The following is a 24,272-nucleotide window of genomic DNA, read 5'->3' on the forward strand; positions in this document are numbered from 1 at the left end:
CGGGCACAGCGGGCACGGGGCCCGCCTCGACCGCGGCGACGTCGTACGGGATGGCCAGCACGACGGGCACGCGGTAGGTGAGGGCGTGCTCGATCGCGATGACGGTGGTCGCCGCGGCATCCGTCCGCCCCACCGTGTACGTCCGTGCGCCGACGGCAGACGCCAGCGCGATCTGGTCGACGTCCCACGGCCGCGGACCCGAGGTCGGCTCGTCCCCGACGACGAGCACCAGCGGAATGCGCGCCTGCACCGACTCGGCAAGCGCGGTCAGCGTGTTCGTGAATCCGGCGCCGTACGTGGCCGTGCCCGCGGCGATGCGACCCGATGCCCGGTAGTGCGCATCTGCGGCGACGACGGCGCCCTGTTCGTGGCGCACGGCGGTGAACTCGGCGGTTGTCTCACGTTCGAGGGCGTCGAGGAAATAGGCGTTCCCGTTGCCCATCACCCCGAACACGTGGTCGATGTGCTGGGCGAGGGTGATGGCGACGTGCGCGGAGACGGAGGGCATGACAGAGCCTTTCGAGACGGTACGGTTGCGGATTCCGTGTGTGTCTCGCGCGACGCGTCTGCGCGTCGGAGGCTTCGTGCCCATTTTTCGAGCACCGGCAGTGCCGGACAGCTCGATTCTAGCCGCGGCGAAGCCGATGGATCAGCCGCGCACCAGAGCCCGCAGTGTCTGGATCGTGTCGGTCTCGGTCACGGGTTTGTCGTCGCGGTAGCGCTTGACCCGCGCGAAGCGCAGCGCGACGCCGCCCGGGTACCGCGGGGAGCGCTGGACTCCGTCGATGGCGATCTCCACGACCACCTCCGGCCGCAGGAACACGGCCGCGCCCGTGCGATGCGTCTCGAAGTAGGGGAAGGTCTGCGTCTGCCAGCGCAGGATCTCGTCGGTGAGGCCCTTGAACGTCTTGCCGACCATGACGAAGCCGCCCGGTTCGCCGAACTCGCCGTCGGGGTCGCGAGCGCCGAGGTGCAGGTTGGAAAGCTGTCCGCGCCGGCGCCCGGACCCCCATTCCGCCGCGAGCACCACGAGGTCATATGTGTAGACCGGCTTCACCTTGATCCACGACTTCCCGCGGCGACCGGCCGTGTAGGGCGCATCGATCGACTTGACCATGACGCCCTCGTGGCCGGCATCCAGCGCCTCGCGGGAGAACCGTTCTGCCTCCTCGGGGTCGTCCGTGCGGATGCCGGGGACGCGCCAGCCTCCCGCGACGCGGTCGAGTTCCGCCGACCGCACCGAGAGCGGCTCGTCGATCAGGTCGCGTCCGCCGGCGTGCAGGATGTCGAAGAACCACGGGCGCAGCACCAGCTCGCGCGAGACATCGGCGCCGAAGCGCGACATGGTCTCCTGGAACGGGCGCGGACCGCCGTCCTCGTCGAGCGACAGCGTCTCGCCGTCGAGGATCAGATCTCCGCCAGGAAGCGTGCTGACGATCTCGACGATCTCCGGGACCCGATGGGTGATGTCGGCCAGGCTGCGCGTGTACACCGAGACCGAGTCGCCGCGCCGGTGCACCTGGATGCGCGCGCCGTCGAGTTTGTACTCCACGGATGCCTCGCCGGTCAGCTCGAGCGCAGCCGTGGGAGTGGTCGCGGTCGCCGCGAGCATCGGCATCACGGGGCGGCCCACCACGAGGCCGACCTCGTCCAACTGCTCCGCCGTGCCGGTCAGTGCCAGTACGGCCGTCTCGCCGAGGTCGCCGGAGAGCATCGCCGCCCGACGCACGGCGGCCGGGGTGCGCTCGCTCGCGCGCGCGATCGCATCGAGCAGCACGCCCGATAGCGCGCCTGTGCGAAGTTCGCCGAGCATGGCGCCTGCGAGGAAGTGCCACTCGTCGGAGGTCGCTGCCGACGCGAGGGCCGTGAGGAGGGCGTTGCGCGCGGCGTGCGACCCTGATCCGGATGCCGCGGCGACAGCGGTCAGCGCCTCATCCACGTCGGCGATGCTGAGCGTTGCGGCATCCGCGTGCGTGACCTCCAGGGCCGCGAGGCCGCGCCAGCCGACGCCGAGTCGCCCCTGTCGCGGAGATGCCAGGAGCAGACCCGTCAGCGGGACGAGTTCGGCAGGTTCTGCAAGCGTGAGCAGATCGGCGAGCGCGGCGATCTTGCCGAGCCTCGACGACGTGGACCCGACGAGCTGAGACGCGGTGACGACCTCGGAGAGCCTCATCGCGTCATTCTCGCACCGCGGCGTGCTCGTCGTCGATCAGTTCCGCAGGGCGCGGGTGGCTTCTCGGGTGCGCTGCAGGGCATCCATCGTCTCGGCGAACCGGCGCTTGCCGACGCCGACGAACAGGCAGTCGACCATCGTGAGCTGCGCGATCCGGCTCACCATGGCCCCGGCTCGGAACGACGACTCTCGCACCTGGGTGAACAGCGCGTGGTCGGCCACGTGGGCGAGGGGGGAGTCCTTCGACGAGGTCACGGCGATCGTCGCGGCGCCGCTTCTGCCGGCGGTGCGCAGGAACCGCACGGTCTCAGTGGTCGCGCCCGAGTGCGAGAAGCCGATCGCGACGGTCGGCCCGGTGTTCAGCACCGTGGCCGCGATCGCCTCGTGCGGATCGGCGAGCACATGCGCGTTGCGACCGATGCGCAGCAGCTTCTGGGCGAGGTCCTCCGCAACGAACTGGCTCGCGCCGATCCCATACAGCAGGATGCGCTGGGCCGCGTCGATGTCGGTGATCGCGGCGTCGAGGACATCGAAGTCCAGGCCCTCCACGGTCTCCTCGATGGCGAGGAGTTCAAGCGCAGCCAGCTTCGATACGGCTTCGCGCAACGAGTCGCCGTCGGAGATCTCCGAGCCGAGCGTCCCGCGAGTCGAGAACTGGGCGGCCTCCTTGCCGAGCTCGGCGGCCAGCGCCATCCGCAGCGGCGCGTAGCCACTGAACCCGATGGCACGGCAGAACCGCACGACAGACGCCACGGAGGTGCTGCACTTGTGCGCGAGCTCGTTGATCGTCATATCGACCACGAGGGAGGGGTTCTCGCGCACGACCGCGGCGATGCGCGCGAGCGAGGGCGGCAGGGTCGACGCGGCCGCTTCGATCGTTGTCTGGATGCTCATCGGCGCTCCTGAGGGCTGGGATTACAGTATGTCGCGTCCCGGCACGGACATTCTCGTCTCGCGATCCGGTCGGTCGGTAAATTCTTTTCAAGAAGCTTACGCGTCGTGTAGACTCTTTCCGAAGAACCCATGCGCCGCGTCGCCGTCCGAGAGTTGAGAAATGCAGATCGCGCACATCATCGCTGCCATCGATCTCGGGAAGACCCGTTGCCGCCTCGCGGTGATCGACCCGGACGGGCGCCGAAGCTACGCGGATGCCGGGTCTCCAGGCCTTGCGACAGCGGATGGCGTCGACACCGCGCTCGCCGCGATCCTGCCGCTGCTCGCGCAGGCCGGACCCATCGACTCCCTCGGCGTCGGAGTCGCAGGAGCGTGGAGCGTACCGGATGCCGCCCGCGACCTCGCCGAGCGCCTCGCCGCATCGACCGAGGTGCCCGTGGCGGTGGCCTCGGACGTCGTGACCGCCCATGGCGGGGCGCTCGGTGGTGCGCCGGGCACTCTGCTGATCGCGGGAACGGGCGCGGCAGCCCTCGGTGCGGATGCCGCGGGCGTGCGACTCGTCGACGGCTGGGGCCCCGATGTCGGCGATCTCGGCGGCGGATCGTGGATCGGCCGCGAGGGGATCCGCGCGGTCCTGAGGGCCCGCGACGGGCTCGCGGAGGCCACGACGCTCAGCGATGCCGTGCGCGCTCACATCTCCCCGGCGCCGGATGCCGTCGCGTGGCTGGCCGCAGACATCCCCGCCGCACGTCAGCTCGCAACCGTCGCCCCGCTCGTGCTCGACGCAGCCGCCGCCGGCGACGCCGTCGCCACCGGGATCGCCGCGGAGGCCACTCGGCTCCTCACCGCGTCGGCAGTCGCGGCATCCGATGATCCTGCCGTCGTGATCCACGGCGGCCTCACCGACCATGCCTGGTTCCGCGCCGAGCTGGAACGCTCTCTGACCGCCGCCGGGCGCATGACTGCGCCTGCCGCCGGCGATGCCCTCGACGGTGCCGCGCTGCTCGCGCGTCGTACCGACATGCCTCACGAAAGGTTCGTGCACCGTGCCGAATAACCCCGTGCCGAATGACTCCTCCCGCCTCGCCGAACTGCTCGGCGTGCTCTCGCAGCTCGACACCGAGGCGGCCACCACGGAACGCGGTGACCTCGATCTGCAGGGCACCGTGGAGCTCGTCCACCGCATGAATGCCGAGGACCAGCGGGTGCCGGTCGCGGTCGCCGAGCGCGCCGATGAGATCGCCCGCGCCGTGGACGGCATCACCGAGCGCTTCCGCCGCGGCGGGCGACTCATCTACATCGGCGCCGGCACCGCCGGCCGCATCGGCGTGCTCGACGCCAGCGAGTGCCCTCCCACGTTCGGCACGGATCCATCCATGGTCGTCGGGATCATCGCCGGCGGTGAGACGGCGATCCGCTCCGCCGTCGAGAACGCCGAGGATGACGCGGATGCCGCCGAGGCGTCGCTGCGCGAGATCGAGCTCACCGAAAGCGACACGGTCGTCGGCATCTCGGCATCCGGCCGCACGCCGTACGTCGTCGGCGGACTGCGATACGCGCGGGGGATCGGTGCGCTCACGGTCGCGATCGCGTCGAATCGCGGCTCCGACATCGGGGCGGCCGCCGAGATCCCGATCGAGGTCGTCACAGGCCCCGAGTTCATCTCGGGTTCGACGAGGCTCAAGTCGGGCACCGCGCAGAAGCTCGTCGTCAACATGCTCACGACGCTGTCGATGATCAAACTCGGCAAGACGTACCGTGGCGTGATGGTCGACCTGCTGGCCACGAACGAGAAGCTGCACGCCCGCTCGATCCGTACGGTGACCGAGATCGCCGGCGTCGGAGTCGACGAGGCCGCAGATGCCCTGCGCGCAGCCGGCGGCTCGGTGAAGCTCGCACTGCTGACGCTGGCGACCGGAGCGGATGTCGAACGGTCGAAGGATGCGTTGGCTCAGACCGGCGGCATCCTGCGCGAGGCGATCGCCGCGCTCAGCTGATCCGGATCTCGAACCCGTCGCCGGCGGGGGCGATCGCGATCTGCGTGAGATCGTCGACGTGATGTGCGGGCCCGAACGCGGGAGCGTGGGGGCCGACGCCGATCACCTTCATGCCTGCGTCGAGTCCGGCGCGGATGCCGGCACCGGAGTCCTCGAAGACGACGCAGCCTGCGGGATCGATGCCGAGCGTGGATGCCGCGAGCAGGAAGCCCTCCGGATGCGGCTTGCTGTTCGTCACGCGCTCGGCCGTCACCGCCAGCTCGGGGACGGTGAGCGCGGCCGCACCCATCCGCGCGGTCATCAGCGCAACGTCCGCCGAGGTGACGATCGCGTGCGGGAACCCCTGGAGCGCGCGCAGCAGGCGGTCGGCTCCGGCGATCGCCACGACACCGTCCGTGTCGGCGCTTTCACGGGCGAGCATCTCCTGGTTCTCGACGAGGTTGATGGCGTGGTCGCGCTCGGGCAGCAGGATCGACATGCTCTGCCAGCCCTGACGTCCGTGCACCGTGCTCAGCACCGTGTCGCGGTCGAGGCCGTGGGGCTCGGCCCACTCCAGCCAGAGACGCTCGACGACGGCAGTCGAGTCGACGAGGGTGCCGTCCATGTCGAGGAGTGCGGCGCGGGCGGTGATGACTGTCGACATGGATCCAGGCTAGCCCGGTCGACCTGATGGTTCGTCCGGTGCCTCCGCGACGCGTACGCTGGAGACATCCCCCGATGTTCCACCCGGCAACCCGCGCGCCGGAAGACCTTCGGCGCGCGCTCACACATGCAAGGAAGCAGATGAACGACGAGCACGCACACCGTGACGACTGGATGGTCAGAGAAGAGCTCGCCGAGCGGATGGTTCCGCTCGTCGGGGCGCTCCGCCGGGACCACGAGGTGGTCACATCGCTGCACGGGCACCGGCTGCTCGGCCTGTCGACCACGGGCATCATCGAGCTGCACGAGCGCATCGCCCAGCTCGGCCACGAGGAACTCGCGCTGGAGGACACCCTCGCGGTGCTCGAATCGCTGCGCGAGCTCGCGCCGGGAGCATCCTCCATCGACGTGGCGCGTCTGGTCGCCGAGCGCGCGGATTCCGATGCGCCGCTGGGCGAGTACCTGCGCGAGATCCTCGCACCCGCCATGGGGGCGACACCGGCGGAACCCACCGATGTCGTGCTGTACGGCTTCGGCCGGATCGGGCGCCTGCTCGCCCGCATCCTCATCGCGCACAACAGCGGCGGCAGCGGCCTGCGCCTGCGCGCGATCGTCGTGCGCCGCGGTTCGGAGAACGACCTCGTCAAGCGCGCCTCGCTGCTGATGCGCGACTCCGTGCACGGCCGCTTCGCCGGCTCGGTCACCGTTGACGAGGAGGCCGAGCAGATCATCGCCAACGGCACTCGCATCCAGGTGATCTACTCGAACGACCCGGCATCCGTGGACTACACCGCCTACGGCATCCGGAACGCGATCGTCGTCGACAACACCGGCCGCTGGCGCGACGAGGAAGGGCTCAGCCGGCACCTCGAGGCCGAGGGCGTCGCCCGCGTGCTGCTCACCGCTCCGGGCAAGGGCGCGCTGAAGAACATCGTGCACGGCATCAACGACGCCACGATCACCCCCGAGGACCGCATCCTGTCGGCGGCATCGTGCACGACCAACGCGATCACGCCGGTGCTGAAGGCCGTCGACGAGGCGTACGGGATCGTGCGCGGCCACGTCGAGACGGTGCACTCGTTCACGAACGACCAGAACCTCATCGACAACTTCCACTCCGGCGACCGCCGCGGACGCTCGGCCGTGCTGAACATGGTGATCACCGAGACCGGAGCCGCGAAGGCGGTCGCCCGCGCACTGCCGGAGCTCGAAGGCAAGCTCACCGGATCCGCGATCCGCGTTCCCACACCGGACGTCTCGCTGGCCGTGCTGCACCTGACGCTGGAGAATCCGGCCGCCAAGGACGAGCTCAACGACTACCTGCGCCGGGTGTCGCTGCACTCCAAGCTGCGCCAGCAGATCGACTACGTCGAGTCGCCCGAGGTGGTGTCGACGGACTTCGTGGGCTCGCATCGCGCGGGCATCGTGGACGGGCTGGCCACGATCGCGAACGGCCGCGATGTCGTGCTCTACGTCTGGTACGACAACGAGTACGGATACTCGTGCCAGGTCATCCGCGTGCTCGAGGTGATGGCCGGATCGCACCCCGTGGTGCTGCCGCCGCGCCGCGAGGTGACGCTGCAGGCCTGACCTGGGGGTCGCCGGCCGGGCTGCTCAGCCGTTCAGGCGGCTGATGATGTCGGCATCGACATCGCCCGTGATCGCGACGTACTCGCCGTTGACAACGAGCGTCGGGGTGCCGGCTCCGCCGCTCTGGGGGTCCGTCGGGAGTTCCTGGGCCTGATCGACGGTGAATTGACGGTAGGTGCCGTCGGCGATGCAGTCCGCGGCGTCTGCGGCGCCGACGTCCTCGGCGAGAGCCGTCAGTTCCTCGTCCGTGAGCCCGGCGCCGCTGGGCTTCAGGGCGAACAGCTCCGTGAAGAACGGCAGCACCGAGTCCGGGGCCGCGTCGGCCACGCAGTACAGGGCGCTGCCCGAGCGTTCGGAGAACTCGGTGCCGGATGCCGCGTTGAGGCCGGAGAGTGCCACCGGCATGAGGCGCAGTGTGATCGCGTCGTCGTCGACGAGCTCCTGGACGCGGGGACCGTAGACCTCCTCGAAGTCCTGGCAGTGCGGGCAGTAGAAGTCGAACCAGATCTCGACCTCGTCCGCGCCGTCGCCGATCATGATGGCCCCGGTCTGCTCCTCGACGATGCTGCCGCCGGGCGCCGCGGAGTCCGCGCCCTGCTGCTGATTCAGCCAGACGACCAGGACGCCCACCGCCACCAACGCGATCACGACGCCGATCGAGATCCAGATCGCGAACCAGTTCGTCTTCCGCGCTTGTGCAGCCATGATCATCCGTTCGTCGCTCAGCTCGTCTGACTAGACCCTACTGTCGCGGCGGATCGCCATGCGGGATGAGTTCGGTCGGCCTGACGCGACCAGAACCAGCACAACGCATACAGCAGGGCGGGCGCGATGTCGGCGGCAGGGGGCAGGATGGGCGCATGGACTCCGACACTCTCCGCGCGGAGCGGTTGCGTTCACATCGGCTGACAGCGCCGGCGCGGTCTGCGATGGATGCTGCGCGCCACATGCTCGCAGTCCAGGCGCAGGAGTTCTGGGCCGGGCGCTGGGCGCTCGCCGCACGAACGACCACGGCGCCGACGCTGCGGTCGGTGGACAGGCTCTTCAATCGTGGCGAGCTGGTCCGCGGCTGGACGCAGCGCGGCACCCTGCACATCGTCCCGTCCGAAGACCTCGCCTGGATGCTGAGCGTGACGGGGGAGCGGCAGCTGCGGATGGCCGCGCCGCGCTACCGAGAGCTCGGGCTCGGGCCGGACGAGCTTGCGACGGTGGAGCGGGTGCTGACGGGCGCACTGCACGGCGGCAACGCGATGATGCGGGCAGAGCTGTTCGCCGTGCTCGAGAACGCGAGCATCGACCCGACCGGCCAGCGCGGGCTTCATGCCGTGCAGCACCTCGCGCTGCGCGGCGTCCTCTGCCAGGGACCTGTGGTGCCGGGGCGAGGCGGCGCATCGCGCGAGCAGCTCTTTGTGCTCACACAGGAGTACATCCGAGCCTCCGCGTCACCGGCAGATCCTGCCGCGGAGATGTTCGCGCGCTACATCATCGGGCACGGCCCTGCGACCGCCGAGGACTTCGCCTGGTGGGCCGGCGTCACGCTCGGCACCGCGCGCGCCGCGGCATCCGTCTCCGACGAACGCATCCACGAGGTCGACGAGGGCATGTTCGCCGCACGCACGCGGCCACGACGCAGTCCCCGCGCGGCGTCGGTCGTCGCGCTCGGCCCGTTCGAGGAGTACTACATCTCGTACCAGGACCGCACCGTCGCCTGCACGTCGGAGCATCTGGCCGCCGTGGGGCCGGGCAAGAACGGCATGGTGCGCCCGATCCTCCTCGCCGACGGCGTCGTCGTCGGCACATGGCGGCACTCCACCGCCATCGGGCGGCACACCGACGATCCGGTGCCCGAGCTGTTCGCGCCCGGGGCCGCGTCAGACGAAGACGTCGCGGCCGCGCTCGACCGGTACGCGGCGTTCATCACCGGGTGACGAGGCGCCGACTCACTTCTCGTGCGCGTGCCGGTCGAGGAACGCGTACACCTCGCTGTCGTCGACGCCCGGGAACGCTCCGCGGGGGAGCGGCGAGAACATGTGCGTGTGCACGCGCGCGCTCGGCCACGAGCGACCGGCCCACTGCCCGGCGAGGTCCGGCGCCGGTCGGCGGCAGCACGCCTCATCCGGGCAGGTCGACACCGCGCGGTCCGAGGTCTCGCGTCCGCGCCACCATCGGGCGTCGTCGAACGGCACCCCGACTGTGACCGAGTACTCGCCGTCGCTGCCCGAGCCGGTCTGCGTCGCGCACCAGAACGTACCCGACGGCGTATCGGTGTACTGGTAACGCTCGGTGGTGCGGTTCTGCTGGGTGAACGCCGCCCGCGCCTGGAACTTGCGGCACACCGGCTGGCCCTCGACGGCGCCGGTGACATCCATCGGCAGCGGCAGGTCGTCGTTCTCGTAGACGCGCGTGATGGCGCCGGTCTCATCGACGCGCAGGAAGTGCAGCTTCATCCCGAGGTGCTCGGTCATCAGGTTGGTCATGCGCATGCCGGCCGCCTCGTGCGTCACGCCGAACGCATCGCGGAAGTCCTCCACGGCGAGGTTGCGATCCTTCTTCGCCTGCTGCAGGAACGCCACCCCGGCCGTCTCGGGGATCAGGCAGGCAGCGGCGAAGTAGTTGATCTCGAGCCGCTGCTGCAGGAAGTCCGCGTAGTCGGTCGGTGGGGTGTGCCCGAGCAATCGGTGCGCCATCGCCTGCAGCGCCATCGACCGCAGGCCGTGCCCACCGGGGATGGATGCCGGCGGCAGATAGATCCTGCTGTTCTCCAGATCCGTGACCGAGCGGGTCGAGTGCGGCAGGTCGTTCACGTAGATCAGCTCGAACCCGAGCTTCTCGGCCATGATGATCACCGTGCGGTGCGTGAGCGCCCCCGACACGTGCCCCGCGGCCTTCAGATGCTTCTCGGCGAGCTTCTCGATGTCGCCGATGTAGTTGTTCTGCGCGCGCATGCGCAGCCGGAGCTCGGTGTTCGCGCGACGCGCCTCCTCCGGCGTCGCGATGGCCTCGCGCTCGCGCCGCTGCAGCTCGCGATGGAGCCCCAGGATCGCCTCGATCGTCTCGTCGGGCATGCCCTTGGACACGCGCACCGGAGTGATGCCGAGCTGCCGGAACACCGGACTGGCCTGCGCCGTCTCGAGCTCGATCTCCAGTGCCGCGCGGCGGTTCGGCGGCTCGCCGGAGATGAGATCGGCGACCTCGGTGCCCGTGGCTGTCGCTATCGCCTGCAGCAGGGAGAGTTTGGGCTCGCGCTTGCCGTTCTCGATCAGGCTGAGCTGCGAACCGGCGACTCCGACCTTCGCGCCGAGCTCATCGAGAGTGAAGCCCTGAGCCACACGATGGTGACGGATGCGATGACCGAGAGTCGTGAGGTGGATGCCGGAGCTGCTCATTCCTTGAGCATAGCGAAAGAAATGCACTTCTTTAGCGCGGATCTGGCCGAAAGCGCGGCGGTTGGTTCCACAGAATGGATGCAGACACCGATCTCTTCGATCTCAATCTCGTCGATCTCAAGGAGCAGTCATGGCTATGGTCGAGACCTTCACCCCTCGCGTTCCCGCAGTCAGCGCAGTGCGAGCCCTGGGCGCGGCTCCGACGTATGACACCGCAGCGATGGCGGAGCTCAAGGCCTGGGTCGAAGAGATCCGCGAGCTCACCCAGCCCGCCGACGTGCACTGGGTCGACGGCTCGGCCGCCGAGAACGACGCCCTGCTGCGCGGCCTCGTCGACGAGGGCAAGCTCATCAAGCTGAACCCAGAGTGGCGCCCCGGCTCCTACCTCGCACGTTCGCACCCGAGCGATGTCGCCCGCACCGAGGCGCGCACGTTCATCGCCTCCGAGCAGGAGAAGGATGCCGGCCCCACCAACAACTGGGCCGACCCGAGCGATATGCGCGCGAAGATGACCGAGATCTTCGAGGGCTCGATGCGCGGCCGCACGATGTACGTCGTGCCGTTCTCGATGGGCGCCGTCGGCGGCCCGCTCTCGCACATCGGTGTCCAGATCACCGACAGCGCCTACGCCGTGGCATCCATCGGCATCATGACCCGCGTCGGCGACGCGGTCACCCGCCAGATCGCCGAGGGCGCCCCGTGGGTCAAGACGGTCCACTCGGTCGGCGCTCCGCTCTCACCCGGCGCGGCGGATGTCGAGTGGCCCTGTAACGACGACAAGTACATCGTGCACTTCCCCGACACCCTCGAGGTCTACTCGTACGGCTCGGGCTACGGGGGCAACGCCATCCTCGCCAAGAAGTGCTTCGCGCTGCGCATCGCCTCGGTGATCGCCCGCGACGAGGGCTGGCTCGCCGAGCACATGCTGCTGATCCGGGTCATCGACCCCGCGGGCAAGGCCTACCACGTAGCCGCGGCGTTCCCCTCGGCATGCGGCAAGACGAACCTCGCGATGCTGCGCCCGACGATCCCCGGCTGGAAGGTCGAGACGCTCGGCGACGACATCGCCTGGATCCGGCCCGGTGAGGACGGCCGCATGTGGGCCATCAATCCCGAGGCGGGCTTCTTCGGAGTCGCACCCGGCACCGGCGAGTCGACCAACGTCACCGCGATCGAGACGCTGTGGGGGAACACGATCTTCACCAACGTCGCGCTGCGCCCCGACGGCGACGTGTGGTGGGAGGGGCTGACCGACACCCCGCCGGCGAACCTGATCGACTGGGAGGGCAACGACTGGACGCCCGACTCGGGCCGCCCCGCCGCGCACCCGAACTCGCGCTTCACCGTTTCTGCCGCGCAGTGCCCGCAGATCTCGGAGGACTGGGAAGAGGCGGTCCCGCTCGACGTCATCCTGTTCGGCGGGCGCCGCGCAAGCAACGTCCCGCTGGTCGTCGAGGCCACCGACTGGACGCACGGCGTCTTCCTCGGCTCGACGATCTCCTCGGAGCGCACTGCTGCTGCTGAGGGCACAGTCGGCGAGCTGCGCCGCGACCCGTTCGCGATGCTGCCGTTCTGCGGCTACAACATGGGCGACTACTTCGCCCACTGGCTCAAAGTCGGCCGCGAGCTGCGCTTCGACCGCGCGCCGCGCATCTTCCAGGTCAACTGGTTCCGCCGCGGATCGGACGGGCGTTTCCTGTGGCCCGGCTTCGGCGACAACGCGCGTGTCATCGACTGGATCATCCGCCGCATCAGCGGCGAGGTCGCAGCCGTCGACAGCCCGATCGGACGCCTGCCGCTGACCGCGGACCTCAACCTCGACGGCATCGACGTCCCAGCGGAGGACCTCGAGGAGCTCTTCGCCGTCGACCCCGCCGCGTGGGCGCAGGAGGCCGAGTCGACCGAGGCGTTCTATGACACCTTCGGCGACACGCTGCCGGCAGCTCTTCGCACCGAGCTCGCCTCGCTGCGCTACCGACTCGCGCAGGCGCAGTAAGCGCCGCGCAACAGACCCGCGGCGGCGGGATGGCAGGGACAGACCCATGGCTGAGTGGTCCCGCCATCCTGCCGCCGCGAGATGACCGGGCCTGTCCCGTTCTGCTGACGTTTCGGGGGAATCAGTCTGCGGATCGGGACAGCGTCCGTACCTCTGCCCGCACGAACCCCGCGTGTCGTTGAGCCGCACCGCGCCGGTCACCCCGCGGGTCGTTGAGCGAACGAAGTGAGACGAAACGGGTTGAGCGAGCGAAGCGAGTCGAAACCGCCTCTGCCCCGCGCCCTCGCTACGCCAGCAGCTGATGCCGGGCAAGATCCCGGTACAGCGGCACCTGCTCGATGAGCTCGGCGTGCGTACCGCTGCCGACGACCTCTCCGGCCTCCAGCACGATGATGCGGTCGCTGTCGACCACCGTCGACAGCCGGTGCGCGATCACCACGAGCGTGCGGTCGGCGGAGACGGCGTCGATCGCCTCGCGCATGCGCTGCTCGTTCACACCGTCGAGCGATGACGTCGACTCGTCCAGCAGCAGGATCGGCGCCTCGGTCAGCAGCGCCCGCGCGATCGCGAGCCGCTGGCGCTCACCGCCCGACAGCATGACGCCGTCCTCGCCGACCGGCGTCTCGAGGCCGAGCGGTCCGCGCTCCAGCACGTCGCCCAGGTTCACTGCCCTCAGTACGCGCTCGCAGTCGGCGTCCGTGGCGTCGGGGGAGGCCAGCCGCAGGTTGTCGGCGAGCGTGCCGGCCAGCGTCGGAGCATCCTGCTCGACGTAGCCGAACTGCGCGCGCAACTCGGCGCGCGGGTAGGTGCGGATGTCACTGCCGGCCAGGCGGATCGAACCGCCGGTCGGGTCGTAGAACCGCTCGATGAGAGACAGGATCGTGCTCTTGCCGGCGCCGCTCGGTCCGACCAGGGCAACCCGTGCTCCGCGCGGAACCTCGAACGACACGCCACGAAGCACATTCTGGTCGGGCCGGGTCTCGGCATCCACCGCTTCCTCGGCGCGCTCGAGGTGAGCGTCGATGAGAAGGCTGCGTGCCTCGTTCGCGGCGGCCTCGCGCGCGGCGATCACGGTGTCGGGATAGCGGAACCGCACGTCGTGGAACGACAGTGCCGGCACCAGTCCGGTCCCTGTCGCCGCTACTCCGGCCCCTGAGCCTGTCGAAGGGCCGGACGCCTCGCGAACGGCAGCCGCGATCGCGGCATCCTCCTGATCCTCGGTCGGCAGGTCCAGCACCTCCTGGATGCGGCCGAGCGCACCGAGTGCCTGGTTCACCGAGGTGATCGCGCCGATGGTCGTCGCCAGCGGCATGAGCATCATGAACAGGAACATCACGAACGTGATGAGCGAGGCCACGGTGATGGCGCCTGCGGCGACGCGGAAGCCGCCGACGCCGAGAACCGCGAGCAACGACAGCTGCAGGGCGACGCCGGAGATCGGCACCACGAGCGCGGAGACCTTGGCGATGCGCACGCCGAGGCCGTAGGCGTCGCGGGCGAGTCCCGAGACGGCATCCGTCTCACGCTCGGTCGCACCCGACGCGCGCACGGTGCGGATGGAGCCGACCGCGCGCTCGACGGCGGATGACAGCTCGCCGACCTTGACCTGCTGTGCGCTCGAGGCGGTGCGGATCCGGCCCCCGAGCAGAACGACGACGGCGAGCGAGACTCCCACGACCACCACGATGATCAGCAGCAGGATCGGGTCGATGATGAGCATCGCGATCAGCGCGCCGAGGAACATCAGGGCGCTGCCGACAGCATCCGCGAGTCCCTGGGTGAGCACGGCGTACAGCAGCGTCGTGTCGGTTCCCACGCGCGAGACGAGGTCACCGGTGCGCCGTGAGTCGAACTCGCGGATCGGCAGATGCAGGATGCGCGCGATCAGCTGACGGCGGCTGGAGTGCACGACGGCGGTGCCGGTGCGCTGCAGCAGGTAGTGCTGATACCCGGAGATCACGGACGAGATGATCACGAAGCTGACCAGCGCCCAGACCAAGAGGCCCAGCGTGTCGCCGGCCTGGACCGAGACGATCACCTGACCTACCAGCAGCGGCTGCACGAGTGAGGTCGCGGCGCCGATGACGCTGAGCACGGCGACGATGATCAGTGTGCGCTTGTGCTCGAACAGGAACGGGAGAAGCTGGCGGAAACTGGCGCGCGGACCATCCTGCGGCGCACCGCGTCCGCGGCGGCGGGTGGACGCCGTGCGAGACATGCGAGACCTCGATCTGAAGAAAAGGGGTTACCTACGACCGTACTTCCTGTGGGCGGCCTGCTTGGTCACGCCGAGGGCGCTCGCGATGGCCTGCCAGGAATATCCGACCAGGCGGGCACGGCGGACCTGAGCCTCTTCGGTGCGCGCGAGGTCGCGACGGATGTCGGCGAGCCGGTGCAGTTCGGCGATCGGCTCGCCCTCGGGGTCGAGGTCCTGGGCGGTGTGAACGGTCATGAAAGTCAACCTATGTTGACGCAGCGCGGGTGTCAACACGCGTTGACGATCTGCCCGATGCCAGAATGGGCGGATGCTGACACCGCCCAAGCTCGTTCCCGGGGATCGCGTCGCGATCCTCTCGCCCGCGTTCGCCGCTCCGGCCGTCGCGCCGGAGCTCCATGAGCAGGCGCTTCGCCGGCTGACGGAGCTGACCGGACTGATCCCGGTCGAGTACCCGACGACGCGGCAGCTGGATGCCTCGCCCGAGGCGCGCGCCGCAGACGTCAACGCGGCGTTCGCCGATCCGAGCATCCGCGCGATCCTGGCGACGATCGGCGGCGATGACCAGATCCTCGTCATCCCGCACCTGGATGCCGCGCTCGCGCAGGCCGACCCCAAGCCGTTCGTCGGGTACAGCGACAACACGAACCTCCTGAACTGGCTGTGGGACCTCGGCATCCCCGGCTTCTACGGCGGATCCACCGCCGTGCACCTCGGGCCGGGGCCCGCCGTCGACGACGTGCACCTGCGGTCGCTGCGCGCGGCCCTGCTGGACGGCGGCGAGATCGAGCTGACCGAACCCGGCGAGTCCGAGGACGTCGGCAAGCGCTGGCAGGATCCCTGCGCGCTCACGGAGTACGGCCACCGCATCCCGACCGAACCGTGGACGTGGGCAGGGCCGCAGGCCCGTATCGAGGGCCGCACCTGGGGCGGCTGCCTCGAGGTCATCGACCAGCTCGCCCTCGCGGACCGGCTGCCGCCGGCATCCGATCTCGACGGCACGATCCTGCTCATCGAGACGAGCGAGGAGCGCCCCGCGGCACCCTGGGTCGGCCGCTGGATGCGGGGACTGGGAGAGCGCGGCATCCTCTCGGCCGTCGCCGGGCTCGTCGTCGCACGGCCGCCGGTCAGCGACTTCGACTTCCACCCGTCGCCGGCCGAGGCCGACGCGCTCCGCGCCGCACAGCGTGACGTCATCATCGAGACGGTCGCCCGCTACAACCCGGATGCCGTCACCTGCGTCGGCGTGCCGTTCGGGCACACCCGGCCGCAGTGGATCGTGCCCTACGGCGGGCAGATGGTCCTCGACGGTGCGTCCCGAAAGGTGTTCGCCCGCTACTGACGCCGAGGCCCCCTCTGCACGTCGACGCCCCCTCGCAGCAGCGTCTGCACGAGGGGGCGTCGAGGGGCTTCGACCGAGGTGCCTACAGCTCCGCGCTCTGCGCGAGGCCGAGGTCGGACTCGTAGTCGTGATCCTTCGTCTCCGGCGTGAAGATCAACGCGATGAAGGTCAGCACGCCCATGGCCGACAGGTAGACGCCGACCAGCCACGGCGACCCGCCGGTCGCCGCCCACAGCGCGACCGCGATGAACGGCGCCACAGCCGCACCGAGGATCGACGACACGTTGTACGAGATCGCCGAGCCCGAGTAGCGCACGTTCGTCGGGAACAGCTCGGGGAGCATCGCGCCCATCGGGCCGAAGGTGGTGCCCATGAGCATGAAGCCCAGGATGAGGAACGCCTGCGTCAGCGCGCCGGTGAACTTCGGGTCGACCTGCGGCAGCAGGAACAGGTTGAAGGTCAAGCCGAACACGATGATCGCGCCGGTGACCCACAGCAGCAGCTTGCGACGTCCGATCGCGTCGGCGATCGGTCCGGACAGCAAGGTGAAGATGCCGAAGAACACGACGCCGATGATCTGCATGAGCACGAAGTCGGTGTAACCGAAGCCCGAACCCGGCACGGCGGCGTCTGCCTGAGCGGTGCCGTAGGTGAGCGTGAAGTTCGTCATCAAGTAGAACAGCACGTAGGTCGCCAGCATGATGAACGTGCCGAGGATGAGCTGCTTCCAGTAGTGACGGAAGACCGTGACGAGCGGCATCTTCCTGATGGTGCCGCTCTCGCCTGCCTTCTTGAACGTGTCGGACTCGACGAGCTTGAGCCGGACCCACAGGCCGATGATCACCATGACGGCCGAGAACAGGAACGGGATGCGCCAGCCCCAGGCGAGGAACGCCTCGGACTTCAGCGCCGGGTCCTCGGCGTGCGGCAGCAGCCAGTTGATCGCGAGGAAGATGAAGTTCGCGATGATGAAGCCGATCGGGGCGCCCAGCTGCGGGAACGATCCGTACCAGGCGCGCTTGCCCTTCGGGGCGTTCTCGGTGGCGACCAGAGCCGCACCCGACCACTCGCCGCCGAGCGCGAAGCCCTGCGCGAGACGCAGGATCAGCAGGAGGAACGGCGCCACCCAGCCGATCTGCTGGAACGTGGGCAGCAGACCGATGACCACGGTCGCGATTCCCATCGTGAGCAGCGATGCCACAAGCGTGGCCTTGCGGCCGTATTTGTCGCCGAAGTGCCCGAACACCATCGCGCCGATCGGGCGGGCGACCATCGCCGCGCCGAAGACGGCGAAGGAGGCCAGCAGCGAGGCGGTCTCGTTGTCGCTCGGGAAGAACAGGATCGGGAAGACGAGGACCGCGGCCGTGGCGTAGGCGTAGAAGTCGTAGAACTCGATCGTGGTGCCGACCAGGCTCGCGGTGATGACGCGAGAGCGCGGGTTGGCGGGTGTGGCGGTGGTGCTCAAGATGCTCCTGACGTTCGGATGCTCGTACGACGAGCACCTCGGGGAGTTTACGCCTCCTGAGAATCCGCTGTGCGCGGGTTGCCGCGTGTTACCGCCAGAGCACGGCGATCGCGGCGTTCGCGAGCGTCAGGATGCCGACGAGCCAGAACATCACCGGCGGCACGCTGCCGGTCTTGCGCTGCCTGCCGGCGCCGATGCCGAGGAGAGCGCCGATGATCAGCAGCACCACGAGCTTCGTGCCGATCTTCGCGTAGTTCATCTCGGCGCCGTCGGGGAGGCCCCAGGGAGCGGCGAGTGCGAGGCCGGCGACGGCGGCGATCGTCATGCCGATGCTCATCAGGCGCGTGAACTCGCGCTTTCCGCCGAAGGCTTGGACGGCCCAGGCTCCGAACAGCGTGGCGAAGCCGACGAGGTGGATGAAAACGACGACGTGGCGCAGGGTCTCCATGCCCTCACCGTAGAGGGGCACGCGGGTTTGCGCCAGGAAGGCGAGCCTCAGCCGCGCAGAGCCTTCACGACCAGGGCCGTCCGGAGCGCGGCATCCGCCGCCTCGGCGCCCTTGTCCTCCTTCGAGCCCTCGAGCCCGGCCCGGTCCAGGCCCTGCTTCTCGTCGTCGAGGGTCAGCACGCCGAAGCCGACCGGCTTGCCGGCATCCAGAGCCACCCGTGTGAGACCGTCGGTCGTCGCAGCCGACACGTACTCGAAGTGCGGGGTGCCGCCGCGGATGATGACGCCCAGGGCGACCACGGCATCCGCTCCTCCCGCGAACGCCGCCTGCGCGGCGACGGCGAGCTCGAACGATCCGGGAACGCGCACGGTCTCGTAGGATGCGCCGGATGCCGCGAGCACCCGCTCGGCGCCGGCGATCAGCCCGTCCGTGATGACGTCGTGCCAGGTTCCCGCGATGATGACGACGTTCAGGCCGGTGCCGTCGATCTTCTCGTGCGGGGAGGGGGCTCCTGCGCCGCTCATGCGTTGTCCTTTCCGTGCGCGAGGGCCTCGGCGAGCTCTGCCTCGCCGATGATGTGCCCCATACGGTCGCGCTTGGTCTCGAGGTACTGGTGGTTGTTCGGGCCGACGCCGACGATCAGCGGCACCTGCTCGACCACGTCGAGGCCGAGCTCGCGCAGCTGCTTGACCTTGTCGGTGTTGTTCGTGAGCAGGCGCACCTTCGAGACTCCCAGGTCGCTCAGGATGCCGGCCGCCGCGGCGTACTCGCGGGCGTCGGCGGGCAGGCCGAGGGCGAGGTTCGCGTCGACGGTGTCGAGCCCCTCCTCCTGCAGGCTGTAAGCGCGCAGCTTGTTGATCAGGCCGATGCCGCGGCCCTCGTGGCCGCGCATGTAGATGACCACACCGCCGTCCGGCTCGATGGCGTCCAGCGCGGCATCCAGCTGCGGGCCGCACTCGCACTTCAGCGAGCCGAACGCCTCACCGGTCAGGCACTCCGAGTGGACGCGCACCAGCGCCGTCTCGCCGACCTCGCCCGAGACGACCGCGATGTGATCGGTGCCGGTCACGCGGTCCTTGTAAGCGAGGAAACGGAACACGCCATGGTCGGTCGGCACTGTGGCATCCGCGCGCAGACTCACGCGGCGCTTGCCCGCACGCGAGGACGCGACGGGGCCGTCGAGCGGGTCGATCTCGTTCAGGTGCGCGATGAGCTGCTCGATCGTGATGACCGGCACACCGTCGCGCTTCCCGAGCTCCTTCAGCCCGGGAAGGCGCATCATGCTGCCGTCCTCGGCGACGACCTCGGCGATCGCGCCGATCGGACGCAATCCCGCGAGCTTCATGAGCTCGACCGCGGCCTCGGTGTGACCGCCGCGCTCGCGCACACCGCCGTCGACTGCGCGCAGCGGAAGGACGTGACCAGGGCGGATGATGCTCGTCGCGGTCGAGTCCGGGTTGGCGAGGACGTTGAGGGTGTGCGCGCGGTCGGAGGCGCTGATGCCGGTCGTGACGCCCTCTGCGGCGTCGACGCTCACGGTGTAGGCGGTGGAGCGGGCGTCCTCGTTGGCCTCGACCATGGGCGGCAAGTTCAGGTGATCGGCGAGGTCCGACGGCATCGGAGCGCAGATGAACCCCGACGACCAGCGCACCGTCCACGCGACCCACTCGGGGGTGGCGAGCTCGGCCGAGAGGATGACGTCGCCCTCGTTCTCGCGGTTCTCGTCGTCGGCGACGATGACAGGGCGACCTGCCCGCAGCGACTCGAGAGCTTCTTCGATGGTGGCAAGGCTCATCGCGAGCCTCCTTCCGAGACAGCCCGGAACGCCAGGAGACGTTCGACATGACGGGCGAGGATGTCGGTTTCAAGATTGACGCGGTCGCCGACGACGCGGCTGCCGAGCGTGGTGGCGGAGAGCGTTTCGGGGATGAGGGAGACTTCGAGCCAGGCTTCCTCGGCGGTCGCGGCGCTCACCGCGCTGACCGTGAGCGAGGTCCCGTCGATCGAGATCGAGCCCTTGTCGACGACGAGCGGGGCGAGGTCGGCCGGAAGCGAGACCCGCAACACCGACCACTGGTCGCCGGGGCGCACCTCGACGATCTCGCCGGTCCCGTCGACGTGTCCCTGGACGATGTGGCCGCCCAGGCGCGCGCCGACCGGCATCGCCTTCTCGATGTTGACGCGGGTGCCGACGGATGCCGTCGCCAGAGCGGAGACGTCGAGCGTCTGCTTCATCACATCCGCGTCGAAGGTGTCGGAGCTCGAGTCGACCACCGTGAGGCAGACTCCGGAGACCGCGATGGACTCGCCGTGCACGGCATCCTGCGCGGCCTTCGGGGCTCGCACGGTCAGCCGCCACCCGTCTCCGGATGGCGCGATGGCGGTGATCTCGCCGATCTCCTCGATGATGCCGGTGAACATCAGTGGTTTCCTTCCTGGCTGGCAGTGGGATGCGCGATCGCGAGCAGGTCGGCGCCGAGCGGGACCCACTCCTCGACCGTCAGGCGTCGGGCCGCTTCGATGCTCCCAACGCCGATGTCGGTGATGGCGAGGCGGTCGCCGCCCAGCAGCACTGGCGCGATGTACGCGAGGATGCGGTCGGCGAGGCCCGCCGCGATGAACGCGCTGGCGAGCGTCGGGCCGCCCTCGATGAACAGGCTCTGGATGCCGCGGGCGTGAAGGTCAGCGACGATCGCGTGGAGGTCGCGGGTGTCGTAGAACAGGGGCTCATGCGGGTGGCGGCGCACCGCGGCATCCGCCGGCGTCTCACGTGCGCCGATCACGACCGGCACCGGCTGGTGCGGGTGCAGGCGGTCGCCGTCGCGGGCCGTCAGAGACGGGTCATCGGCCAGGACTGTGCCGGTGCCGACGACGATCGCGTCGGCTGCGGCGCGGCGGCGATGCACATCAGCGCGGGCCTCGGCACCGGTGATCCACTGGCTGGTGCGGTCTGCAGCGGCGGCACGGCCGTCGAGGCTCTGCGCCCACTTCACCGTGATGTGCGGGCGGCCCAGTTGCTGTGCGGTCAGCCAGTCGGCGATGAGTGCGTGCGCGGCATCCGCCTGCTCGCCGGATTCGACCTCGACACCGGCATCGCGCAGCCGCTCGGCGCCGCCGCCGGACGCTGCTCCGGGATCATCGAGCGCGTAGACGACTCGGGAGACGCCGGCCTCGATGAGGGCGAGGGCGCAGGGGCCGGTGCGGCCGGTGTGGTTGCAGGGCTCGAGGGTCACGATCGCCGTCGCATCGCGTGCGGCGCCGTCGGAAAGCTTGGAGAGCGCATCGACTTCGGCGTGCGGAGTGCCTGCACCCTGGTGCCAGCCCTCCGCGATGACGTCGCCGGTGGGGGAGAGGATGACGGCGCCGACCTGAGGGTTGACGCCGCGGGGCCCGCGTGCGGCGAGCTCGAGCGCACGCGACATCGCGCGGCGCTCCGCCTCGGTCACTGCCATCCGTCGTCCTTCGTCCAGGCTCCGGGGATGACAGAACGCGCGTTGTCGCGCATCGTGCTGCCTCCCATCCGGACTAGCGAGATTGCTCTCGCATCACCGTCGGTACCGGAATTCCACCGGATCGGCATCGAGGTTTCCCTCGACGCTCGCGGACTGTCACCGCCGGTTCGGATTCACACCGACCCCGGAGCACGTTGATGCTCAGTGTAGTCAACGCATGCGCGCGCATTTCATTCCGTGTCGTCGAGCACCGACCACTCGGCGGGGAAGCGGTCGTCGGTCCGGAGCAGACCCGCGACCCACGCGTCGGCGCGGCCTCGCGGGCTGGAGTGGCCCTGACGCAGCGTGCCCTCGTAGCGGAATCCCAGCGAACGTGCCGTGCGTGCAGATGCCATGTTGCCCGCGACGGCGCGCCATTCGATCCGCGCCAGTCCGAGTTCGGCGAATCCCCAGTCGATGACGGCGCCGGCCGCCTCGGTGACGAATCCTTCGCCGCGCGCATCGCGGGCGATCCAGTATCCGATCTCAGCCTGGCCGCCGGCGGCGTTGCCGGTGATGTCGTGCAGGCCGATCATGCCGATCAGCTTCTCGTCGCGGCGGATCGCCCAGGTGCACTCCTCGCCGTCGGCCCACTGCTTCGCGACGAGGCCGGTGAAGTGCTGGGCATCCTCGATCGAATACGGGCTGGGGACGACCGTCCAGCGCGGGATCTCCGGATCCTGGCAGGCGTCGGTGATGGCTTCGGCATCCACCGCCGTCGGCATGCGCAGCTCGAGACGCGCGGTTCGAAGCGTGACCGGTTCCATTGGGCAATCCTAGAGAGGGGTCACTTCAGCAGTCGGGAGAGCCGCCGGTCGGCGAGGATCTTGCCGTCGGTCTGGCAGGTCGGGCAGTACTCCAGCGACCGGTCGGCGAAGAACACGCTGCGGACGGTGTCGCCGCAGACGGGGCACGCTTCGCCTCGGCGCGCGTGCACGCGGAAGCCGGATCGTTTCGTGTCCTTGAGGTCGGCCGGTGGCTTTCCGGATGCTGCGGCGACGGCATCCTGCAACGTCGTCTGCATCGCGTCGAAAAGGCGATCGATGTCGGCGTCGTCGAGCTTTCCGCTGATCGCGTAGGGAGACATCTTCGCGGCGTGCAGGATCTCGTCGCTGTAGGCGTTGCCGATCCCCGCGATGACGGATTGGTCGCGCAGCAGGCCCTTGATCTGCATCCGCCTGCCCTCGAGCAGGGTCGCGAACACATCGCGGGTGAATTCGTCGCTGAGAGGCTCCGGCCCGAGGCGGGCGATGCCGGGGACGTCTTGTGGATCGCGCACGACGTACACGGCGAGGGACTTCTTCGTGCCGGCCTCGGTGAGATCGAACCCGCCGTCGTCGTCCAGCGCGACGCGCAGCGCGATCGGCGACTTGCCGGGTTTGATGAGCGTCGTCGGCAAGAGCTCGTACCAGCGAAGCCAGCCCGCCTTGGCGAGGTGGAAGACGAGGTGCAGCTCGTCGCCGCACGAGAGGACGATGAACTTTCCCTGCCTGCTCGCGGCTGTGATCGTCGCGCCGTGCAGGGCGGTGTTCGGCGGGTCGTAGGTCTTGAGCGCGGCGATCTCACCCACGCTCGTCCGCGTGATCGCGTGCCCGACGGCGCGCTCGCCGAGGAAGTCGACGAGCCCCTGGACCTCCGGCATCTCCGGCATGCGCCCATCCTGCCACCTGCCGCGGACGTTCGGCAGGGAGTGCGGGTTTCGGCCGGGAGGTGGTCGTTCGTGCCGCTCCCGGGCGCGGGATGCGGCAGGAGGCGACACGTCCGGGTTCAGCCCGCTCCGGGAGGTGGTCGTTCGTGCCGCATCGGAGGCCGGAATGCGGCAGGAAGCGACACCTCCCCGTGCGGATGCTTCGACTCAGGCGAGCGGGATAGGCCACTCCACCGGTGTGCGGTCGTCGGATGCCAGCAACCCGGCAGTCCAGCCGTCGTCGCGTCCGCGCGGGCTGGTGAGACCCTGGCGCATCAGCCCCTCGTATTGGAATCCGAGCGCCCGCGCGGTGCGCGCCGACGGGACGTTCCCGGCCACCGCACGCCAGTTGATGCGGGCGAGCTCGAGATTCGCGAAACCCCAGTCGATCACCGCGCGGGATGCCTCGACCATGAAGCCGCGTCCACGTGATTCGGCGGTCGCCCAGTAGCCGAGCTCGGTCGAGCCGCCGCTGGGGTGAGTGGTGATGTGGTGCAGCCCGACCACGCCGACCAGCACGTCGTCGTGGAAGATGCCCCAGATCGTCTGACTGCCATCGGCCCACCAGTTCGCGATCAGCTCGACGAATCCTTCGGCGTGCGCGCGGGTGTACGGGCTCGGCACCGTGGTCCACCGTGGGATCTCCGGATCCTGACACGCCGCCGTGATCGCGTCGACGTCGTCCGCTGTCGGAGCGCGGAGGACGAGACGTTCGGTGTGCAGCGTGACGGATTCCATCCGCACAGGCTACTGAGCCTCGGCCCCCGCGCCGTACACCCGACCGGGAGGTGGTCGTTCGTGCCGCTCGCGGGCGCGGGATGCGGCAGCAAGCGACACCTCCCGGTTCAGCCCGCTCCGGGAGGTGGTCGTTCGTGCCGCATCGGAGGCCGGAATGCGGCAGGAGGCGACACCTCCCGGCCTGAGCCGGCCCGCGCTGATCCGATCC

At 69.5% G+C, this 24,272-nt stretch carries 23 protein-coding genes and 1 riboswitch; of the genes, 6 read left to right on the top strand and 17 right to left on the bottom strand.

What is annotated here, in order from left to right; translation table 11 throughout:
* The 3 genes from MAE01_RS13585 to MAE01_RS13595 form a co-directional block, all read right to left on the bottom strand.
* The coding region (locus MAE01_RS13585) for a thiamine pyrophosphate-binding protein (protein WP_267901872.1) at nt 1-508 on the bottom strand (508 nt) is incomplete at its 3' end.
* Nucleotides 509-649: 141 nt separating this feature from the next.
* Entirely contained in the window at nt 650-2,173 is a 1,524-nt protein-coding gene (locus MAE01_RS13590; RefSeq protein WP_147040251.1) for an ATP-dependent DNA ligase, read from the bottom strand.
* 36 nt (nt 2,174-2,209) lie between these two features.
* Nucleotides 2,210-3,067, bottom strand: a complete 858-nt coding sequence (locus MAE01_RS13595) for a MurR/RpiR family transcriptional regulator (protein WP_147040253.1) — start codon at nt 3,065-3,067, stop codon at nt 2,210-2,212.
* Nucleotides 3,068-3,227: 160 nt separating this feature from the next.
* Between MAE01_RS13595 and MAE01_RS13600 the strand changes: the two genes are divergently transcribed.
* Together MAE01_RS13600 and murQ are read left to right on the top strand one after the other, a co-directional pair.
* Nucleotides 3,228-4,124: a BadF/BadG/BcrA/BcrD ATPase family protein gene (locus MAE01_RS13600; RefSeq protein WP_147040255.1), complete on the top strand. Its 897-nt coding sequence runs from the start codon at nt 3,228-3,230 to the stop codon at nt 4,122-4,124.
* Nucleotides 4,125-4,128: 4 nt separating this feature from the next.
* Nucleotides 4,129-5,064, top strand: coding sequence for an N-acetylmuramic acid 6-phosphate etherase (murQ, locus tag MAE01_RS13605; protein ID WP_147040257.1), 936 nt, complete (start codon nt 4,129-4,131; stop codon nt 5,062-5,064).
* On the opposite strand, the gene MAE01_RS13610 is transcribed toward murQ, so the two are convergent.
* Nucleotides 5,057-5,707 (bottom strand): HAD-IA family hydrolase, encoded by a 651-nt coding sequence (locus tag MAE01_RS13610; protein WP_147040260.1) that lies wholly within the window; start codon nt 5,705-5,707, stop codon nt 5,057-5,059. The genes murQ and MAE01_RS13610 overlap by 8 nt on opposite strands.
* A 140-nt stretch (nt 5,708-5,847) precedes the next feature.
* On the opposite strand from MAE01_RS13610, the gene MAE01_RS13615 reads away from it, so the two are divergent.
* On the top strand, nt 5,848-7,296 hold the full coding sequence (locus tag MAE01_RS13615) for a glyceraldehyde-3-phosphate dehydrogenase (protein ID WP_147040261.1): 1,449 nt from the start codon (nt 5,848-5,850) through the stop codon (nt 7,294-7,296).
* Between the two features lie 24 nt (nt 7,297-7,320).
* On the opposite strand, the gene MAE01_RS13620 is transcribed toward MAE01_RS13615, so the two are convergent.
* Nucleotides 7,321-8,001 carry a DsbA family protein gene (locus tag MAE01_RS13620; RefSeq protein ID WP_186806250.1) on the bottom strand — a complete coding sequence of 227 codons (681 nt, stop codon included), beginning with the start codon at nt 7,999-8,001 and terminating at the stop codon, nt 7,321-7,323.
* A 155-nt stretch (nt 8,002-8,156) separates the two neighbouring features.
* Between MAE01_RS13620 and MAE01_RS13625 the strand changes: the two genes are divergently transcribed.
* A complete protein-coding gene (locus MAE01_RS13625; protein WP_147040265.1) occupies nt 8,157-9,224 on the top strand; it encodes a winged helix DNA-binding domain-containing protein in 1,068 nt (355 codons plus the stop codon).
* A gap of 12 nt (nt 9,225-9,236) precedes the next feature.
* Here the strand turns inward: MAE01_RS13625 and MAE01_RS13630 are convergent, their stop codons facing one another.
* Nucleotides 9,237-10,682, bottom strand: a complete 1,446-nt coding sequence (locus MAE01_RS13630; RefSeq protein ID WP_147040267.1) for an XRE family transcriptional regulator — start codon at nt 10,680-10,682, stop codon at nt 9,237-9,239.
* 130 nt (nt 10,683-10,812) lie between these two features.
* On the opposite strand from MAE01_RS13630, the gene MAE01_RS13635 reads away from it, so the two are divergent.
* Nucleotides 10,813-12,678, top strand: a complete 1,866-nt coding sequence (locus tag MAE01_RS13635) for a phosphoenolpyruvate carboxykinase (GTP) (protein WP_147040269.1) — start codon at nt 10,813-10,815, stop codon at nt 12,676-12,678.
* Nucleotides 12,679-12,964: 286 nt separating this feature from the next.
* Here MAE01_RS13635 and MAE01_RS13640 read toward each other — a convergent pair whose 3' ends face one another.
* Nucleotides 12,965-14,896, bottom strand: a complete 1,932-nt coding sequence (locus MAE01_RS13640; protein WP_147040271.1) for an ABC transporter ATP-binding protein — start codon at nt 14,894-14,896, stop codon at nt 12,965-12,967.
* A gap of 27 nt (nt 14,897-14,923) precedes the next feature.
* Nucleotides 14,924-15,130 carry an AsnC family protein gene (locus MAE01_RS13645; RefSeq protein ID WP_147040272.1) on the bottom strand — a complete coding sequence of 69 codons (207 nt, stop codon included), beginning with the start codon at nt 15,128-15,130 and terminating at the stop codon, nt 14,924-14,926.
* 73 nt (nt 15,131-15,203) lie between these two features.
* Between MAE01_RS13645 and MAE01_RS13650 the strand changes: the two genes are divergently transcribed.
* Complete coding sequence (locus MAE01_RS13650) at nt 15,204-16,235, top strand: S66 family peptidase (protein WP_147040274.1); 1,032 nt, start codon at nt 15,204-15,206, stop codon at nt 16,233-16,235.
* Nucleotides 16,236-16,317: 82 nt separating this feature from the next.
* Here MAE01_RS13650 and MAE01_RS13655 read toward each other — a convergent pair whose 3' ends face one another.
* The 9 genes from MAE01_RS13655 to MAE01_RS13695 all read right to left on the bottom strand — a co-directional run bounded on the left by MAE01_RS13655 (nt 16,318) and on the right by MAE01_RS13695 (nt 24,064).
* Nucleotides 16,318-17,700, bottom strand: a complete 1,383-nt coding sequence (locus MAE01_RS13655) for an MFS transporter (protein WP_147040276.1) — start codon at nt 17,698-17,700, stop codon at nt 16,318-16,320.
* An 88-nt stretch (nt 17,701-17,788) separates the two neighbouring features.
* The gene (locus tag MAE01_RS13660) at nt 17,789-18,148 is read right to left on the bottom strand and encodes a Fe-S protein (RefSeq protein WP_147040278.1); all 360 of its coding nucleotides are present in this window, start codon (nt 18,146-18,148) and stop codon (nt 17,789-17,791) included.
* Nucleotides 18,149-18,195: 47 nt separating this feature from the next.
* Entirely contained in the window at nt 18,196-18,672 is a 477-nt protein-coding gene (ribH, locus tag MAE01_RS13665) for a 6,7-dimethyl-8-ribityllumazine synthase (RefSeq protein ID WP_147040280.1), read from the bottom strand.
* Nucleotides 18,669-19,943: a GTP cyclohydrolase II gene (ribA, locus tag MAE01_RS13670; protein WP_147040282.1), complete on the bottom strand. Its 1,275-nt coding sequence runs from the start codon at nt 19,941-19,943 to the stop codon at nt 18,669-18,671. The genes ribH and ribA overlap by 4 nt, the downstream gene beginning before the upstream one ends.
* Nucleotides 19,940-20,569, bottom strand: coding sequence for a riboflavin synthase (locus tag MAE01_RS13675; protein ID WP_147040284.1), 630 nt, complete (start codon nt 20,567-20,569; stop codon nt 19,940-19,942). The genes ribA and MAE01_RS13675 overlap by 4 nt, the downstream gene beginning before the upstream one ends.
* Nucleotides 20,569-21,600 carry a bifunctional diaminohydroxyphosphoribosylaminopyrimidine deaminase/5-amino-6-(5-phosphoribosylamino)uracil reductase RibD gene (ribD, locus tag MAE01_RS13680; RefSeq protein WP_147040286.1) on the bottom strand — a complete coding sequence of 344 codons (1,032 nt, stop codon included), beginning with the start codon at nt 21,598-21,600 and terminating at the stop codon, nt 20,569-20,571. The genes MAE01_RS13675 and ribD overlap by 1 nt, the downstream gene beginning before the upstream one ends.
* Nucleotides 21,601-21,651: 51 nt before the next feature.
* Nucleotides 21,652-21,796: riboswitch (FMN riboswitch) on the bottom strand.
* 34 nt (nt 21,797-21,830) lie between these two features.
* Nucleotides 21,831-22,406, bottom strand: coding sequence for a GNAT family N-acetyltransferase (locus tag MAE01_RS13685; protein WP_147040288.1), 576 nt, complete (start codon nt 22,404-22,406; stop codon nt 21,831-21,833).
* Nucleotides 22,407-22,426: 20 nt separating this feature from the next.
* On the bottom strand, nt 22,427-23,290 hold the full coding sequence (locus MAE01_RS13690; RefSeq protein ID WP_147040290.1) for an Fpg/Nei family DNA glycosylase: 864 nt from the start codon (nt 23,288-23,290) through the stop codon (nt 22,427-22,429).
* A gap of 204 nt (nt 23,291-23,494) precedes the next feature.
* Nucleotides 23,495-24,064 (bottom strand): GNAT family N-acetyltransferase, encoded by a 570-nt coding sequence (locus MAE01_RS13695; protein WP_147040292.1) that lies wholly within the window; start codon nt 24,062-24,064, stop codon nt 23,495-23,497.
* Nucleotides 24,065-24,272: the final 208 nt, after the last annotated feature.

The organism is Microbacterium aerolatum (assembly GCF_007988825.1).
GTDB classification, from domain to species: Bacteria; Actinomycetota; Actinomycetes; order Actinomycetales; family Microbacteriaceae; genus Microbacterium; species Microbacterium aerolatum.